The 15,467-nt window shown below is 33.3% G+C and carries 11 protein-coding genes and 2 pseudogenes; 4 read left to right on the forward strand and 9 right to left on the reverse strand.

The annotated features are described in order from the left end of the window. Positions 1 to 20 precede the first annotated feature (20 nt). Positions 21 to 233 carry a small acid-soluble spore protein, SasP family gene (gene sasP, locus AC0ONG_RS14060; RefSeq protein ID WP_000002833.1) on the reverse strand — a complete coding sequence of 71 codons (213 nt, stop codon included), beginning with the start codon at positions 231 to 233 and terminating at the stop codon, positions 21 to 23. 342 nt (positions 234 to 575) lie between these two features. On the opposite strand from sasP, the gene AC0ONG_RS14065 reads away from it, so the two are divergent. Together AC0ONG_RS14065 and AC0ONG_RS14070 are read left to right on the forward strand one after the other, a co-directional pair. After that, positions 576 to 1,709 (forward strand): zinc-dependent alcohol dehydrogenase, encoded by a 1,134-nt coding sequence (locus tag AC0ONG_RS14065; RefSeq protein WP_000649073.1) that lies wholly within the window; start codon positions 576 to 578, stop codon positions 1,707 to 1,709. A gap of 187 nt (positions 1,710 to 1,896) precedes the next feature. Next, positions 1,897 to 2,751: a manganese catalase family protein gene (locus tag AC0ONG_RS14070; protein ID WP_000500352.1), complete on the forward strand. Its 855-nt coding sequence runs from the start codon at positions 1,897 to 1,899 to the stop codon at positions 2,749 to 2,751. Between the two features lie 261 nt (positions 2,752 to 3,012). On the opposite strand, the gene aspA is transcribed toward AC0ONG_RS14070, so the two are convergent. Together aspA and ansA are read right to left on the reverse strand one after the other, a co-directional pair. Continuing rightward, complete coding sequence (aspA, locus tag AC0ONG_RS14075) at positions 3,013 to 4,443, reverse strand: aspartate ammonia-lyase (RefSeq protein WP_474203599.1); 1,431 nt, start codon at positions 4,441 to 4,443, stop codon at positions 3,013 to 3,015. Between the two features lie 53 nt (positions 4,444 to 4,496). Continuing rightward, a complete protein-coding gene (gene ansA, locus AC0ONG_RS14080) occupies positions 4,497 to 5,501 on the reverse strand; it encodes an asparaginase (protein ID WP_000722293.1) in 1,005 nt (334 codons plus the stop codon). Positions 5,502 to 5,685: 184 nt separating this feature from the next. Between ansA and ansR the strand changes: the two genes are divergently transcribed. After that, entirely contained in the window at positions 5,686 to 6,063 is a 378-nt protein-coding gene (ansR, locus tag AC0ONG_RS14085) for an HTH-type transcriptional regulator AnsR (RefSeq protein ID WP_000893569.1), read from the forward strand. A 57-nt stretch (positions 6,064 to 6,120) separates the two neighbouring features. After that, a pseudogene (locus AC0ONG_RS14090) lies at positions 6,121 to 6,336 on the forward strand (DUF1304 domain-containing protein); the annotation flags it as partial. Between the two features lie 581 nt (positions 6,337 to 6,917). On the opposite strand, the gene AC0ONG_RS14095 reads toward AC0ONG_RS14090, so the two are convergent. The 6 genes and pseudogenes from AC0ONG_RS14095 to hblB all read right to left on the reverse strand — a co-directional run bounded on the left by AC0ONG_RS14095 (position 6,918) and on the right by hblB (position 15,453). Beyond that, positions 6,918 to 7,997, reverse strand: coding sequence for a Ger(x)C family spore germination protein (locus AC0ONG_RS14095; protein WP_000832875.1), 1,080 nt, complete (start codon positions 7,995 to 7,997; stop codon positions 6,918 to 6,920). Positions 7,998 to 7,999: 2 nt separating this feature from the next. Beyond that, positions 8,000 to 9,082, reverse strand: a complete 1,083-nt coding sequence (locus AC0ONG_RS14100) for a GerAB/ArcD/ProY family transporter (protein WP_474203600.1) — start codon at positions 9,080 to 9,082, stop codon at positions 8,000 to 8,002. Positions 9,083 to 9,102: 20 nt separating this feature from the next. Beyond that, positions 9,103 to 10,602, reverse strand: coding sequence for a spore germination protein (locus AC0ONG_RS14105; protein ID WP_000802307.1), 1,500 nt, complete (start codon positions 10,600 to 10,602; stop codon positions 9,103 to 9,105). Between the two features lie 366 nt (positions 10,603 to 10,968). Continuing rightward, positions 10,969 to 13,374, reverse strand: coding sequence for a PAS domain S-box protein (locus AC0ONG_RS14110; RefSeq protein WP_000584302.1), 2,406 nt, complete (start codon positions 13,372 to 13,374; stop codon positions 10,969 to 10,971). Positions 13,375 to 13,804: 430 nt separating this feature from the next. Further along, positions 13,805 to 14,032, reverse strand: a pseudogene (locus tag AC0ONG_RS14115) (hypothetical protein); the annotation flags it as partial. A 20-nt stretch (positions 14,033 to 14,052) separates the two neighbouring features. Further along, a complete protein-coding gene (gene hblB, locus AC0ONG_RS14120) occupies positions 14,053 to 15,453 on the reverse strand; it encodes a hemolysin BL regulatory component HblB (RefSeq protein ID WP_474203601.1) in 1,401 nt (466 codons plus the stop codon). Positions 15,454 to 15,467: the final 14 nt, after the last annotated feature.

Genomic DNA, 15,467 nt, shown 5'->3' on the forward strand with positions numbered 1-15,467 from the left:
TATATTTTATACGAATTCTCTTAGCGGTTAGCTCTACCACCAAGTTGTTGTTCAGCCATTGCAACTAAACGTTTTGTAATTTCACCACCAACAGATCCGTTTGAACGAGCTGTTGTATCTGCACCAAGTTGTACACCAAACTCTTGTGCAATTTCATATTTCATTTGATCAAGAGCCTGTTCAGCACCTCGAACTAATAATTCATTACGATTTCCACTATTATTGTTTGCCATATTATTTCACCTCCGATGTTTTTAATATGCGACAAATTATGAAATAATAATTATCCTTTTTATGGAAATTAGATTATGAATAATTATTGAGTTTCTTCTTAAAATAGGGCAAAAGATATAAGAAAGAAGAGTTGCTATAACATACTTTCATAACAACACTATGTACAGGTTTCTCTTTACTAAAAATTTATATTTTATCAAGAGATACATATAAAGTGAAATTTTAATCAGTGGGGTTTTGTTCATCCCCGGGTGATTATCAGCCCTCATCAATCGGGCTTTTACGGGCAGCCGGCAAATAGCGAGATAAATTATGAAAAATGATTCCTAAGGAGATATGAGATGAAAGCTGTAACCTATCAAGGACCAAACCAAGTACAAGTTAAACAGGTTGATGATGCAAAGTTAGAGAAAAAAGATGATATTATTGTAAAAATTACTTCAACTGCTATTTGCGGTTCTGATTTACATTTATATCAGGGCAACATGCCTTTACCTCCAGGTTACATTATTGGTCATGAGCCAATGGGCATTGTTGAAGAAGTTGGTCCAGATGTTACTAAAGTGAAAAAAGGAGATCGTGTTGTCATCCCCTTCAACGTTTCTTGTGGACATTGTTTTTATTGCCAACATGAAATGGAAAGCCAATGTGATAACTCCAATCCTCATTATGATTCTGGTGGATACTTTGGTTATACAGAGAAATTTGGTAACCATCCAGGTGGACAAGCAGAATATTTAAAAGTTCCTTTTGGAAATTTCACTCCATTTGTTATACCAGAATCATGCGAACTTGAAGATGAATCTTTACTGTTTTTATCCGATGTTTTGCCAACAGCCTATTGGAGTGTAATAAACGCTGGTGTTAAGCCAGGTGATACTGTTATCGTCCTTGGTTGCGGGCCTGTTGGATTAATGACACAAAAATTTGCTTGGATGCAAGGTGCTAAGCGTGTAATCGCAGTCGATTACTTAGATTATCGTATAAATTATGCAAAAAAGATTAACAATGTTGAGGTATTTGAGTTTACAAAATTCCCCGATATGGGAGAACATTTAAAGGAAATCACACATGGCGGTGCCGATGTAGTCATTGATTGCGTGGGCATGGATGGAAAAAAATCGCCACTAGAATTTCTAGAACAAAAATTAAAATTACAAGGCGGAACTCTCGGCCCTATTCAAATCGCTACGAAAGCCGTAAGAAAATATGGAACGGTTCAAATGACTGGCGTTTATGGTGGCAATTATAATGCATTTCCACTCGGAGCATTTTGGGTTAGAAATATTAACCTTAAAATGGGACAAGCACCTGTTATTCATTTTATGCCGGAACTATTTGAAAAAATAATAAACAAAGAATTCGATCCAAAAGAGATTATTACACACAAAATCCCCCTTGAAGAAGCGAGCTATGGTTATCAAATTTTTAATAATCGTGAAGATGATTGTATAAAAGTCATTTTAAAACCTTGAAGATACAATTTTTTATTAAATTGTAAGTAGCTATTCCCCCATTTTCATCTCATATCGAAAATAGTTATTTCCAAAAGAATTTGCATTTTGAGATCATGATTTATTGGTAAAAAAATGAATTTGAGTATTAAGTAACCAATTAGCGGACACGATAACAATGTTAACTAACTTAAAAGAGGTGTACTTCATGTTTTATTATAAAGAAGAACTGATTAATATTATCAAGCCGGACAAGCCAGATCCAGCTGCCGCAAAAGTTTTACAAGAAATATTAGGTGGGCATTATGGCGAAATGCGTACAATGATGCAATACTTCTTCCAAAGCTCAAATTTTAGAGGTAAAGAGAAGCAATATCGCGATTTACTTCGAGGTGTTTTTTTAGAGGAAATAAGCCATGTAGAACTTGTACAACATACAATTAATCAGCTACTAACTGGATCTGGTGAACCTACGCCAGGAAATGCTGGTATTGACAACGCACCGCTTGATGAAGCGGTTAAACATGCAAACCCTCACCACTTTATTGTAGGTGCTCAAAGTTCATTACCTGTTGATGCAGCTGGAAATCCGTGGAATGGATCTTGGGTATATAGTCATGGAAACTTAATTAGCGATTTACTAGATAATGTCGTACTTGAATCTACAGGCGTACTTCAAAAGACTAGAATTTATGAAATGAGTTCTAATCAAACATTTAGAGAAACTCTTGCATTTTTAATTGTACGTGATAATGCACATCAAAATGCTTTCGCAAAAGCTTTAGAGACATTGGGTGTTGAATGGGGAAAACTCTTCCCTGTGCCGAACTATGATATTAATAAATACCCAGAGTGCAGAAAGTATGTAGACATGGGATTCCATAACGCACAATTTAATTTTAGCTTAGATCCAACAAGAATGGGAGAAATATTCCAAGGTGAATCACCAAGTAGAAACAAAGGAACATTAGCAGTAACTGACCCGCCAAAAGGTTTTCCTGTACCAGAACTTCCTGAAATGCCAAATGAGCATAGTCCTGGATTAAAAGATATGGGTCTTTAAGATCATTATGGCCAACTATTGATTCATGGTTGGTCATAGTTATTTATAAAGATTCATGTAAACTTGTTGTTAACATGATAGGATGTTTTAATAAATCCTCTTTATTTAAAAGTGATGTTGATTATATTGCTGCTCCTCTTAATTTTGTTTCTATGAACCATTAAACGCCACTGTATACTTACTTATAATCTCCCTACCTCTATTCACGTATAACATCCTTATATTGTAAACAAAGAGGAGGGACTTCTCCCCCCTCTTCTTTTAATTTTTCTTTAAAAGAGTTGCTCCTGCAATCCCTGGGTGTGTCATTTCGAATGGATCTAGAATTAATTCTAAGTCTTCTTGTGACAGTACACCATTTTTCACACAAAGTTCTCGAACGGATTGCCCTGTCGCGATTGCTTCTTTCGCAACGCGAGCTGCTGCTTCATAACCGATATGAGGGTTCACGGCTGTAATAATTCCTACACTTTTCTCAACATACTCTTTTAAGCGATCTTCATTCGCTTCAATTCCTTTTAAGCAATTATCTGTAAAGGCACGGAAACCGTTATTCATAATGCTAATCGATTGAAGTAAGTTGAAAACAAGTACTGGTTCCATAACGTTTAATTCTAATTGTCCTGCTTCTGAAGCAAGGCAAATTGTATGGTCATTACCAATTACTTGGAACGCAATTTGATTAATTACTTCTGGCATAACAGGGTTTACTTTCCCTGGCATAATAGATGAACCTGGTTGACGAGCTGGTAACATAATTTCCGCTAAACCAACACGCGGACCTGATGCCATTAAGCGAAGGTCATTCGCAATTTTAGACATATTCATCATACATACTTTAAGCGCTGCAGATACTTCAGTATAAGCATCCGTATTTTGCGTCGCATCTACTAAATCTTCTGCACCAACAAGCGGTAATTCACTAATTGCAGCTAAATGTTTTACAACTGCTTCAATATATTCTGGATCTGCATTTAAGCCTGTACCAACTGCAGTTGCTCCCATGTTCACTTCATATAAGTGTTGACGTGATTGCTGAATGCGTTTCATATCACGTTCAAGTACACGTGAGTACGCTTTAAATTCTTGTCCAAGGCGAATTGGCACAGCGTCTTGTAAATGTGTACGTCCCATTTTAATCACATGATCGAACTGTTCGGCTTTTAATTCAAATACATCATGCATATAACCCATCGTTTGTAATAAGCCTTCTAATGCATTTAACGTTGCGATATGAATCGCCGTTGGGAATGCATCATTTGTTGATTGCGCCATATTTACATGACTATTTGGACTAATATAATGATAGTCTCCCTTTTCCATTCCTAATAATTCAAGAGCACGATTGGCAATGACTTCATTTGCATTCATGTTCATTGAAGTACCCGCTCCGCCTTGGATTGGATCTACGATGAAATGATCATGCCATTTTCCATCAAGAATTTCTTGAGCAGCTTCTGCGATGGCACCGCCCTTGTTTAATTCCAATCTTCCTACATCTGTATTGGCAAGCGCTGCAGCTTTTTTTACAACTGCGAACGCTTTAATTAAACTTTCATGAATTTTATATCCTGTAATCGGGAAATTTTCAACAGCGCGTAAAGTTTGAATTCCGTAATATGCCTCAATAGGTAATTCCTTTCCTCCCAAAAAATCATTCTCCACTCGCACGTTCTTGTTTGTCATTTCCATTTTAATTTCTCCCCCATATTAAATGTAAAACCTAAATAAATCATATGAAGTCATTACCAATCCTTATCAGATTTTATTGTTAAATCGTAGGCTAAAGGCTCTTCAATAATTTTTTTAATCTCTTCTAATTTATTAGTTTTCCCAAGCGCCCACATCAATTTTGCTATGATGGCTTCCGTATTCATATCTCCAGATAATATTACTTGATGTTGTGCCACTTTCCGTCCTACTTCATAGAGAAGTATGTCTTCTCCTTCTTCCAGGCATTGAGTAGTAATCACTACAGCAATCCCCATTTCAGTCAACTCTTGAATTTTCGAAAGCAAGTTCCTTCCTTCAAAAGGTAATCCACCGTTACCAAAACTTTCAATAATAATCCCTTTGTACAAATCTTTTAAACAATCAAATATCTCTGGTTTTGTACCTGGATACAATTTCATAAGAAAAACATCCGTACATAAATTAGTATTTATTGAAAGTTCATTATGGGAGGACTTTGGCTTCCAATGATATTTCAGTTCATCTTCATTTACCTCAGCAACATATGGATAATTCACACTTTCAAATGCATCATAACTTTTTGTTCGCATTTTAACTGCTCTCGTCCCAATAATCACCCTACTATCAAAAACAATAAACACACCGCCAACATCCTCACAGGCAAATCTAAGAGCATCAGCTACATTTTTCTTTGCGTCTGTCTTTTTAAAACTAATAGGTACTTGTGAACCTGTTAAAACAACTGGTTTTCTTAAACCTTGAAGCATATAAGATAACGCGGAAGATGTATAAGCTAACGTATCCGTTCCATGTGTAATCACAAACCCGTCATAGTCATCATAGTGATTAAAAACAGCATTAGCTATTTCTTTCCAGTGCTCAGGTTGCATATTGGTACTATCAATATTCATTAAGATTTTGCAATCTATTTCTAAGTTTCGAGAAGACTTCGAAAAATAATTCAATAATTCCTCAGCGGACAATCCTGGAACAAGCCCCTCATTCCCCTCCACAGATGCAATTGTCCCACCAGTTGCAAGTAATAAAATTTTCTTCATACACAACCCCTCCATAAAATAAACAACGATATATCGTTCGCGTAATGCGTATTTATATTTATCATTATAGAACTTAATTTGAATTAATCAAGATTTTGTATTCAATACGCGTACTTTTTTTCTATTCTTGATTCTTTTTCTATGTTATAATTAATTTAATAAAATTAGATGGGGTATGAGACGAATGCTGGAACGTTTATCTAAATTAAGAAAAAATCAAAAATGGTCCTTACAAGAGACAGCAGATCGACTTGGGATTGCGAAAAGCACCTATGCCGGGTATGAAAATGGTTATAGATTACCTTCATTACAATCTTTATCAAAAATAGCCGATTTATTTGATACATCTGTAGATTATATATTAGGTCGAATTGAACATTCACATCAAAACAAAGATGTAATTGATATTACAAGACTCCTAAACGATCCAGATCCAACACTTTTAATAGATGGAGAAGCACTGTCAACAGAAGAGATAATAGATTTTATTGCTTTTGTGAGAAGTAAACGAGAACTAAGTTCCAAGAGAATAGAAAATATTGAACCAACATGTAAAAGTTGATTCAATAAAAAACGAAGACACTGTACTCTTTAAACTTAGAAATACTTAGACAATTAATTTGCAAACGGTTTATATAATGAATTCTTAGCAGCTGGCCTCATTCGGGGACTTATACTTGGAAATAATCCCATTGGTTATATGATTCAATTATTTTTCATCATTTGTGTAGTGGTAGCGGCTATTTTCAGAGGTTTCACATCCAATAAATCAATTATCATGAAACAAGGATTTCTCGCTATTTTAGCGTTGCTTGCCCTTTTATCTGTCATATAGAACTAAAGCTTTTCAATAAAGGAACTCACTTTTGAAGAATACGCCATTCTTTCTGTAGATTTATAAGAAAGAATGGCGTTTTTGTATGTCTATTTCTGTATCGAAAGAATTTGAAAGTATAACAGAATTCAAACAAGAATTAGCAAAGTAGATAAAGTACTATAATCATGAAAGAATCAAGGAAAAATAAAAGGAAATGAATCCAGTATTGTACTAGGCTCATTCCCTAGAGACTACTTAATAAACCGACCTTTCTAACTTTCGGGGGCACAGTCTAGTTGAAGTGCTACAACTACTTTAAAGTTAAGTGTTTAACTTTGAAGTACTTAATTCTTTTTTCCAGACAAAGCATACATTATATCTTGATGCTTTATTGTCCTCTTATAATTATGTGGTATCGGGAATTTGTTTCGGTGTTCTTTTATTATAATTATGATTACTATAAGTGATAAAGCTACAGGTATAAAAACGATTAACAAAGCATCTTAATGTTTATGAAATTCTTTGTTAATCGTTTCTCTTCTCCCTAATCTCCTGCGAGACTATATTTTTTCATTAAAATTCCCCATATCTTATTTGATTTATTCTGTAACACCAGATTGGGTTACTTTTACATCAGCTGTTACACGAAAACGTAATTGTTTATAGGATTCTTCCCATTCTTGACTGTTCCATTTTCTTACGTGAGTTCTACCAAGCTTTCTAAGTCCTATAGGATCTGTGTCTTTTTTAATAAATCTCTTTATCAATGTAGTTGCTTTTTTCTCTATTTCTTTTTCCATAATTTTTTCTAATTTTTTTATTTCTTTAGGATTATCTAGATTTTTTGTTTTTGTAAATTCTTGAATTTCAGCTTTAACTTGAATATGAGCATTTACGAATGGATGCTTACTATTCCCCTCCATCTTATATTTTGTTCTAGCTTTTATATTCTCTATCGTGGCGTAAGTATTTGGGGAACCAGGTAGTTTGAATTGGTATGTACCTTGTTTAAAATTATCTGTCAACAATTTAAATACAAATAAATCTTTAGGGTTTACTTTATCAACCATTTTACATCTTTTAAAAAGTGCTATTCCATCTAACTCCAACACATTACCTTTTTTAGATATTATCGGTAAATATGAATCTCTCGCATCATCATTAAGTTGGTTTAAAAACATAAAAAAATTTGTTTTTGGCTGCGTTCCATTATCTATATTTTGCTCCAGTAAAGAGGATAGATAGGAAGCAATTTCTTTTTCTTCAGAATAGTTCCCCTTTAATAGTGATTCCCCTTTTACATTTGTAATTGCTAAATAAATTGCATTTCCTACACTAGGATTTCGATTCAAAGTCTCTAAAATTTCCTGCATTCCCTTTTCAATTATTTTTTCATTAAATATAATAACACGCAATTGCCCCAACTCTAGAGGTCCAGAAGATTTTTCGGATGCTCTTGCAAGAACTTCTCTACCAGTCTGGCCTGATGCTGAATAGATTTTCGTTTCACCTTCCCCGCCTCCTTTATAAGCTGAAATCGCAAAGGTTCCTTTTAGCTTACCTTTTGCTTCGGTATCATATGCCGCAACTTGAACTAAGTCAATGTCATCCACAATTTTCGTTTTAGCACAACCTATTAAGAAGACACTTACTATAAGGAAAAGTATCCATCGCTTCATGTTTATCTCCTTAACTTTATTTTGGCGGTTTGAATTAGCCATAGTACAGGTAGGTATACATATATATATATAAAGCCCATTTGACCTGTCCAAGTATTTAATAAGTTAATTTTATTACGGTTATTCAAGAAAAATGATAAAACAAAGATGAATAGGATGATAACTGGCAAAACATATTTTTGCTTTATTCCCAGTGCCTCTTTTATACCACGACTTACTCCCCATAATGTAAAGGAAACATTGGGTAATATAAAAAAAGCCCAAACAGAAACAATAATGTATTCAAACCGCTCTATAAAGGGAAATTGTATAATTTTAATCATGCTTAAATATGCCCATATCGCACTCGCTAGTTGTTTTTCACTAAAAAACGCAAGAGTTAAAATCATAAGGTATGTGTAGACAATAGTCGTTACTAAATTTGCATAGTGCGCATATTTTTGAGACGTTTTTGCCTTTTTAATAAATGGGTAGTACAGCAATAACATTTCAAATCCAAAAAAACTAAACATATTTCCTTTCATTCCTTTCATAATTTCTAGGAATGAATGCTGTGCAATTGGAAATAAATTTCGGAAATCTGCATACTGCAAAGGATAAAAAAATGTGAAGATTAGAATGCTTGGGATAACGATTCCAAAGAAACCGATTCCGACAACTACACGAAATCCTCCAGTAACAATGTAATAGCATAAACCCAAAAAAGCCCCAGCTATAACCCAAGATGAAATAGAAGGAAACATCCAAACATGTACTACTTCGATATAAGTATGTAGTGTTGTTGCACCTAACAATACAATATAGGATAAAAAAATGAAGTTGAATATTCCACCAATCCATTTTCCAAGTACGTTTTGATTGATTGCAATGATGTCTCCATTACCCTGATTTAAAATCTGATATATGATCCAAATCATAAGATTGACAGATATTCCAAAAAGTAGCGTGCTAATCCACGCATCATTTCCAACTAATTTTGCACTAATCCTTTCAAAACCAAGCATACCAACCCCCATCTGTATAGTAATAATTAAAAAAAATACCATATATGGAGAGACTTGATACTCAATTGGGATCTGTTTCATAATGCTCCTCCCTGTTAAATTCAATCATCAAAATCATTTCTTGATAGTATTTTATTTTTCTCTACCTCTTCTGGATTAAAGCGAAAACGCTGTTTAGACCTTGAAAAAATAGGACGTCGAAACATCGCTGAAATCGGCATACGTACAATACTGTCTTTCCAATCTGTAAGGCGTGTAGGATAAAAAGGAAACAAATAAGGACGTCTTAATGATTCTGTACGTAATAAACGTGCTAAAAGCAAAGAGCTTGTTAAAACAATTCCTAATAAACCCAACAGGTGTGCGGCGATTATAAAAGGAAAACGAATTACTCGAATTGTATTACCAATTCGATATATTGGTGCTGTAAATGAGCTAAGGGCTGAAAGTGCAACAATGATAATAAGTACATTACTTGTAAGACTTGCCTCTACCGATGCCTGTCCAATTACAATACCACCTACTATACCGACAGTTAGACCCACTTTAGTTGGTAAACGTGCCCCCGCTTCTCTCAGTAATTCAATCGTTATTTCTAAAAAAAGTGCTTCAATAACTGGAGGAAAAGGTACTTTACTTCTCGATATGATTAACGTTTCAAGAAGTTCTCTCGGAATTAGCTCGTAATGATATGTTAAAATTGCAACATATAATGGAGTTGTTAAGACAGAAAAAATAAAAGCAAAAAGCCTTAGCAGTCGAAAAAAGGAGGAAATAATCCAAGGCATGGTGTAATCTTCTGTCGTAGAAAAAAAGTCAATTAATGTTGTTGGAAGAGTGATAGCATAAGGCGAGCCATCTACAAAAAGTGCAATTTTCCCTTCTGCTAATACAGCTGCCACACGGTCCGGACGTTCTGTATTCAAAAATTGAGGGAATATAGAATTCGGGTTGTCTGCAATTAACTGCATCAAATAAGTACTATCCAAAACATGGTCTGTTTTTATTTGACTTACCCTTTTTATAATTTCTTGTAGATTTTGATCATTTACAATTCCCTCAATAAATACAATCGCAACAGTTGTGTTAGAGAGAGATCCTACTTTCAATTCTTTCATTTGTAAATAAGGTGTTGGAAGCTTTCTACGTACTAAATTTAAATTTACATCTAAATCTTCGACAAATGCGATTTGCGGACCCACAATATTGTATTCAATTTCGGCTTTTGTAATATCCCTTTTTTCTTTCTTTGACACATTTACTAACAAACAATTTAATTTATCTGTATCGAACTGAATCAGTATATAGCCATTTAAAATACTATCCTGAATATCTTCCATTTGATTTGTTATTTTTGAATTCTCAAAAGGTAAGACAGAGTGAATATCTTGTAACGAATCGAAGCTCTTCTCTTTTATATAAGTCAAAACCTCTTCATGAAATATATTTACATCGATTAATGTTCTAAAATATGAAATGACTATAGAGGAATTATTAGAAGCAATTTCCAACGTTATAAAATCTTTAGATTTTTTTAGTAATTTCATTAAATCCTGCAAAGATTCTATAGAGTAAACAGATATTCTTTCATGTGGTTTCAATTGATAATACCCTTCCTTTCAGAAAGAAACTATATATAGTTTTCAGGAAATTGCTATTTTTAAAATTAGGGATGGTGATATGTAAATATACTTATTGAATTAATAATAACGCCTTTGAAAATAACTTAACCAAAATTAGTTAAAAAATGTATTAAAAGTAAAAATAAGAAATGTTTTCGAGCATAATTACAATATTAAAAACATCCTTTCTTTTAGTTCTAAAGAAAGGATGTTTTTATAACAAGCTTTTTCAATTGTCTATTCTATAGGGTAAATTTACCAGTGTTCTTCTCTTTATTATTTCATTAAGTAACATTAGCATTACATTCTGTATGGTTTCTTTAAAAATTTCAGTAAAAGAATATATTAATTTTGAAGTGTACAAATAGGGAGAGTGACTTCAACTGTAGTCCCCTTATTCACTTCACTCTCAATAAATACCTTTCCCTGATGTGTTTCAATGATTTTATAACAGATCATTAACCCTAAGCCAATCCCCTCTTCTTTAATACTATAAAAAGGTTCTCCAAGGTATGGTATACGTTCTTTTGGAATCCCACACCCTTGATCGATAAAACGAATTCTTACTTGATTATTATCAAGTATATTTATTTGAATCAGAATTTCCCCTCCCATCGGCATAGATTCAATTGCATTTTTTAATATATTAACAAATACTTGTTTTAATTGATTTCCTTCACATGAAATCAATGGAATACCAGGGTTAAGATCGATTCTAAATTTTATATTATGCATCATTGCTTGAGGTTGTAGTAGCATTAAAACTTGATCCATTAGCAAACTAATATCATTAGGTTGTATTTTTACCACCTGTGGTTTGGCTACCGCCATAAATTCAGTTGTTATGCTCTCTATACGCTCAATCTCTGATGATACTATATTAATATAACCCTGATTATTCTCATTTTCTGTTGATTTTAGTAATTGCATGAACCCTTTCATTGCAGTTAATGGATTATTAATCTCATGAGCCATTGCAGTCGCTAATTGTCCTACAACAGCAAGTTTTTCAGATTTTCGTAATAATTCTTCTGTTTTTAGCCGTTCAGTGATATCACGAGAAATACTTAGGAAAACCTTTTTACCATTTAAGTTAAAAACACGAACACTAAACTCAGCTGTTATTACTTTTCCTGTTGGAAAAACATATTCATCTTGCAAAGTGAAGGAAGTTTGTCCCTTTTTAATTTTTTCTAATAGCCTTACGATCATTTGAGAATCTTGTGGTACTATATTTGAAAATGATAATGAGAGCAACTCTTCTCTACTATATCCAAATCTTCTACACCCAACAGGGTTTACCTCAATAAATCGACTTGGAGCATTATCTTCATTCAGCTCTACTACATATACCGCATCAGTTGCTTGTTCAATTAGTGCACGGTACTTCATTTCACTATCTCTTAATTGCTGGTGTAATCGATGTCGTTCTCTTTCTGCTTGTTTTCTTTCAGAGATGTCTCTACATATTGCTGATAAAGCTATCACATTTCCTCTTACATCTAGTATAGGAGAAACTGTCAGACTGACATCAAGAAGACTCCCATCGCTCCTTTGTCTAACAGTTTCTAATCTAGTAACCACAGATTCGCCTGTTAGAATTTTCTGAATATTTTTAAGCGATTCTTCCATTAAAAAATCTGGTACACAAGGTAATCTCTTACCTATGATTTCTTGTGATGACCACCCAAATATCTTTTCATAAGCTTTATTCGCTTGTAAAATATGCCCTTCTCGATCAGAAATGGTAATAGCATCTAGATTGTGCTTTATAAATGATTCCAATAATTCTTTGGTAGCGCTTAATTCTGATTCTACCTTTTTCCTTTCGGTTATATCAACTGTAGAACCAACAACTTCAATAACTTGTCCATTTCGTTTAATCGGCCTAAGCGCAATAAGAATAATAGTTTTATCATTTGGCCAAGGTAATTCAAATATAATTTCTTTTCCTTCCCATGCCTGAAGATAGTACTTCATCAATTGTGGAACTAAATGTGGAGGAACAATAGAAGCATCAATAGTACGTAAGCTTTTTCCTACCACCTGTTCAGAATAAAATCCGTTTTGATAATAAAACTGTCCATCACATAAAGTGTGTATAAAGTGCTTACCCACTTTTTTAAATTTAAAAATTCCTCCTTGAAGCTCATGTACGGTATCTGCAAGTTCTTGCTTCGATTTTTTTAATTCTCGATTCATTTTAGATAAGTCCTGTGTTAAATAATACAATCTCTGGTAGGCTTCCATAAGAAATAGCCCAATTAAAAGTCCTAACGCTATATATAATAAGCCTCCTGTGTAAAGTAATGTAGTATTAAATAATACGCCAACTAACCACTTTATTCCAATAAAAACAGAAAAATATAACGATGCACTTTTAAAAGGATGTAGTTTTTTAAAATAAGTTTTAAAGGTAGAAAATAGAATCCCCATACCTAAATAAGCAATCACAGGAGGTTCCCAGTACCCTCCTGTGTAAAAGATACGCATTACAATTATGCTAATTAACGTAATCCAACCAGCAATACGACCAAAGTAAATAAAAGATAGAATAAGAGGAACAACTCGAAGATCGTAAGAAAATCCCATGTATGGAAAAGAAAAGAACATTAACGTAACTGCAATAATCCCTCCATAGAGCTTTTCGAAATATCGACTAGAATTAATTGTAAACACTTGAATAAATATTGCTGCGCTAACTAATAAAGAAAAAATAGAAAGGTTGATGAAATAATCTTTAATAATCATGTAATGTCCCTCCTTGCATTAAGTGTATTCGACAAAAAAGCTAAAAATCCTACAAATTGTATAAACAGTTCAAATGCATAAATTTTAAACTAGGATAAAATCTGGAAAAGTAAATAAGGAGCACAGCAGATGAGATATTTTAATGAAAAATAGTTCAAAAAAGATAATAGTAACCGTTGACTACTATTATCTTTTTTCTTTAAGTTATCGTAATACGTATGAAACTCTAAGGGACGTGGTATGTCATTTCATCAAACAATGATTATATGCTGAGTCATGAATATAGAAACTTCAACAGTAATTTTTGAAAAATAACATAAAAAACAAAACTATCTTTGAAAATGGAAAAAATCTATATAAATGTCAACTAATCTATGTACAAAAACGTTCACTTAATTTTGCATAAAGTCACTCCACTTAGGAAGCTAAGTAGTTCTTCAAGGTCGATAAGAACACCTGTAGATGCTTCAGGATAACTACATAATTGTATGAGTAATGTACTTGAAACCTTTCGGTAAAACCATACACATAATACAACTAACTCCTTGGTTCAATATTTACTTTTTCGCTGAACAAATTCTTTTTCTTGAGCAAAATATTCTAGGATATAAGGAGATTTTTCAATTAACTTGGTGTCTAGTTTATTCTCCAGCTCCAATTACTTCGTTACTTTCAGATTCAGTTCATTATATTTTGTACTTTGTCTTTATACACAACATATTCTTTACCATCCACTACTGCTACTACCGCAAATTCATCATTTGGATTGAATGAAAGCCAATCAGCCCACATGTTAGTATTAGCCCCTCCACTCCACATATTATGAACAGTGTTTTTAGTTAAATTCATAACTTTATAAGACGCATTTGGCGCATTTGTTCCAGTCTTTATTTCAAAAGTGTATGCGTTATGAATTTTTTTATAAAAGTAGAAAACGTTTGATGGACGAAGCTGATTCAAAAAATCCTGTTCTTTTTTCTCTGCAATTTTTATCCCTTCTTGCAAAGTGACAACATCTGTTTTTAATGTTTTCCAACTGTTTTTCGCTGCATTCAAGCTAGGGGTTAAGAATTTATATTTATTTTGATCAGCTTTTTGATCAGCTTTATCAATATGTCCCAGTACACCCGAATATTGAGAATCTAAATCCTCCCATTGCGTAGACATATAAGTAAGAGCAGTGATAGCACTATCAAGCGTACTATGCATATCACTAATATTATGAAATGCAACTCCAACTACACGATTCAATGTTATTTTATAATCTACAGTCTGACGCAATTTTGCTAATTCAGGTTCTAGCCAACCTAACTTACCTCTTGCATCACCTATCATTATGCCACCAGCAATCAAGGTTGGAATAAAGGGGATTTTTACCATGTCTAACCCCTTAGATTCTATGTCTTTCTGATATTTTACTTGTCCTAAAAGGTCCTCTAGACGCTTTTGGTCATCCTCCACATCAGCACCTTGGTTTTTTAAAATCGATTGCAATGTCTCTTTATGACTTCCAAATGTTCTAACATCTTCTCCAATAGCATTTTTTAATTGAATTAATTCTTCTATTAATGCTTTTGCAGACTTTTGATTTTGTTGAATTCCTCCCTGTAAATCTGTAATCCCTTTTTTTAAAGTATCTCCATTTCCATTATTGATCGCCTCTACTAATGTTTCATAATAATTTTCAAATTTTGTATCGTATTCTATAATGTCTGTCAATGTATCAAAAAGCTGTTTTTTCACTTGTGTATTCCATGTAACAGCATGTGCTCTTGCATTCTTTTGATCTTGTACAATTTTACTAGGTAAATCTGCATTTCCATTAATAGTTATTCCTTCAAAACTCACATCTGGATTATTAATTAGCAAATAAGAATATTCATTCATAGCTTTTGCAAATAAACCAGCATCTTGCAAAGCTTTTTTCATCTGTTCTTCATTTGCTGAAAGAGATATATTTTCAGTGTTCGTTTGTTCAATTTCAATCGCAAAAGTTTCTAGTGGTATGACTGCATAAGTAGTTGTTATAGTTAAAAACGCTGATACAGCGAGTAGTTTATTAGGGATTTTTTTCATCATTTCGTATTCCTCCT

It is taken from the genome of Bacillus sp. TCT6 (assembly GCF_056033845.1).

What these genes read in the sequence shown, in the direction of transcription:
- aspA (WP_474203599.1), bottom strand. Translation starts at nt 4,443, where the DNA reads ATGGAAATGACAAACAAGAACGTGCGAGTGGAGAATGATTTTTTGGGA.
- ansA (WP_000722293.1), bottom strand. Translation starts at nt 5,501, where the DNA reads ATGAAGAAAATTTTATTACTTGCAACTGGTGGGACAATTGCATCTGTG.
- AC0ONG_RS14070 (WP_000500352.1), top strand. Translation starts at nt 1,897, where the DNA reads ATGTTTTATTATAAAGAAGAACTGATTAATATTATCAAGCCGGACAAG.
- AC0ONG_RS14095 (WP_000832875.1), bottom strand. Translation starts at nt 7,997, where the DNA reads ATGAAGCGATGGATACTTTTCCTTATAGTAAGTGTCTTCTTAATAGGT.
- sasP (WP_000002833.1), bottom strand. Translation starts at nt 233, where the DNA reads ATGGCAAACAATAATAGTGGAAATCGTAATGAATTATTAGTTCGAGGT.
- AC0ONG_RS14110 (WP_000584302.1), bottom strand. Translation starts at nt 13,374, where the DNA reads ATGATTATTAAAGATTATTTCATCAACCTTTCTATTTTTTCTTTATTA.
- ansR (WP_000893569.1), top strand. Translation starts at nt 5,686, where the DNA reads ATGCTGGAACGTTTATCTAAATTAAGAAAAAATCAAAAATGGTCCTTA.
- hblB (WP_474203601.1), bottom strand. Translation starts at nt 15,453, where the DNA reads ATGATGAAAAAAATCCCTAATAAACTACTCGCTGTATCAGCGTTTTTA.
- AC0ONG_RS14065 (WP_000649073.1), top strand. Translation starts at nt 576, where the DNA reads ATGAAAGCTGTAACCTATCAAGGACCAAACCAAGTACAAGTTAAACAG.
- AC0ONG_RS14100 (WP_474203600.1), bottom strand. Translation starts at nt 9,082, where the DNA reads ATGAAACAGATCCCAATTGAGTATCAAGTCTCTCCATATATGGTATTT.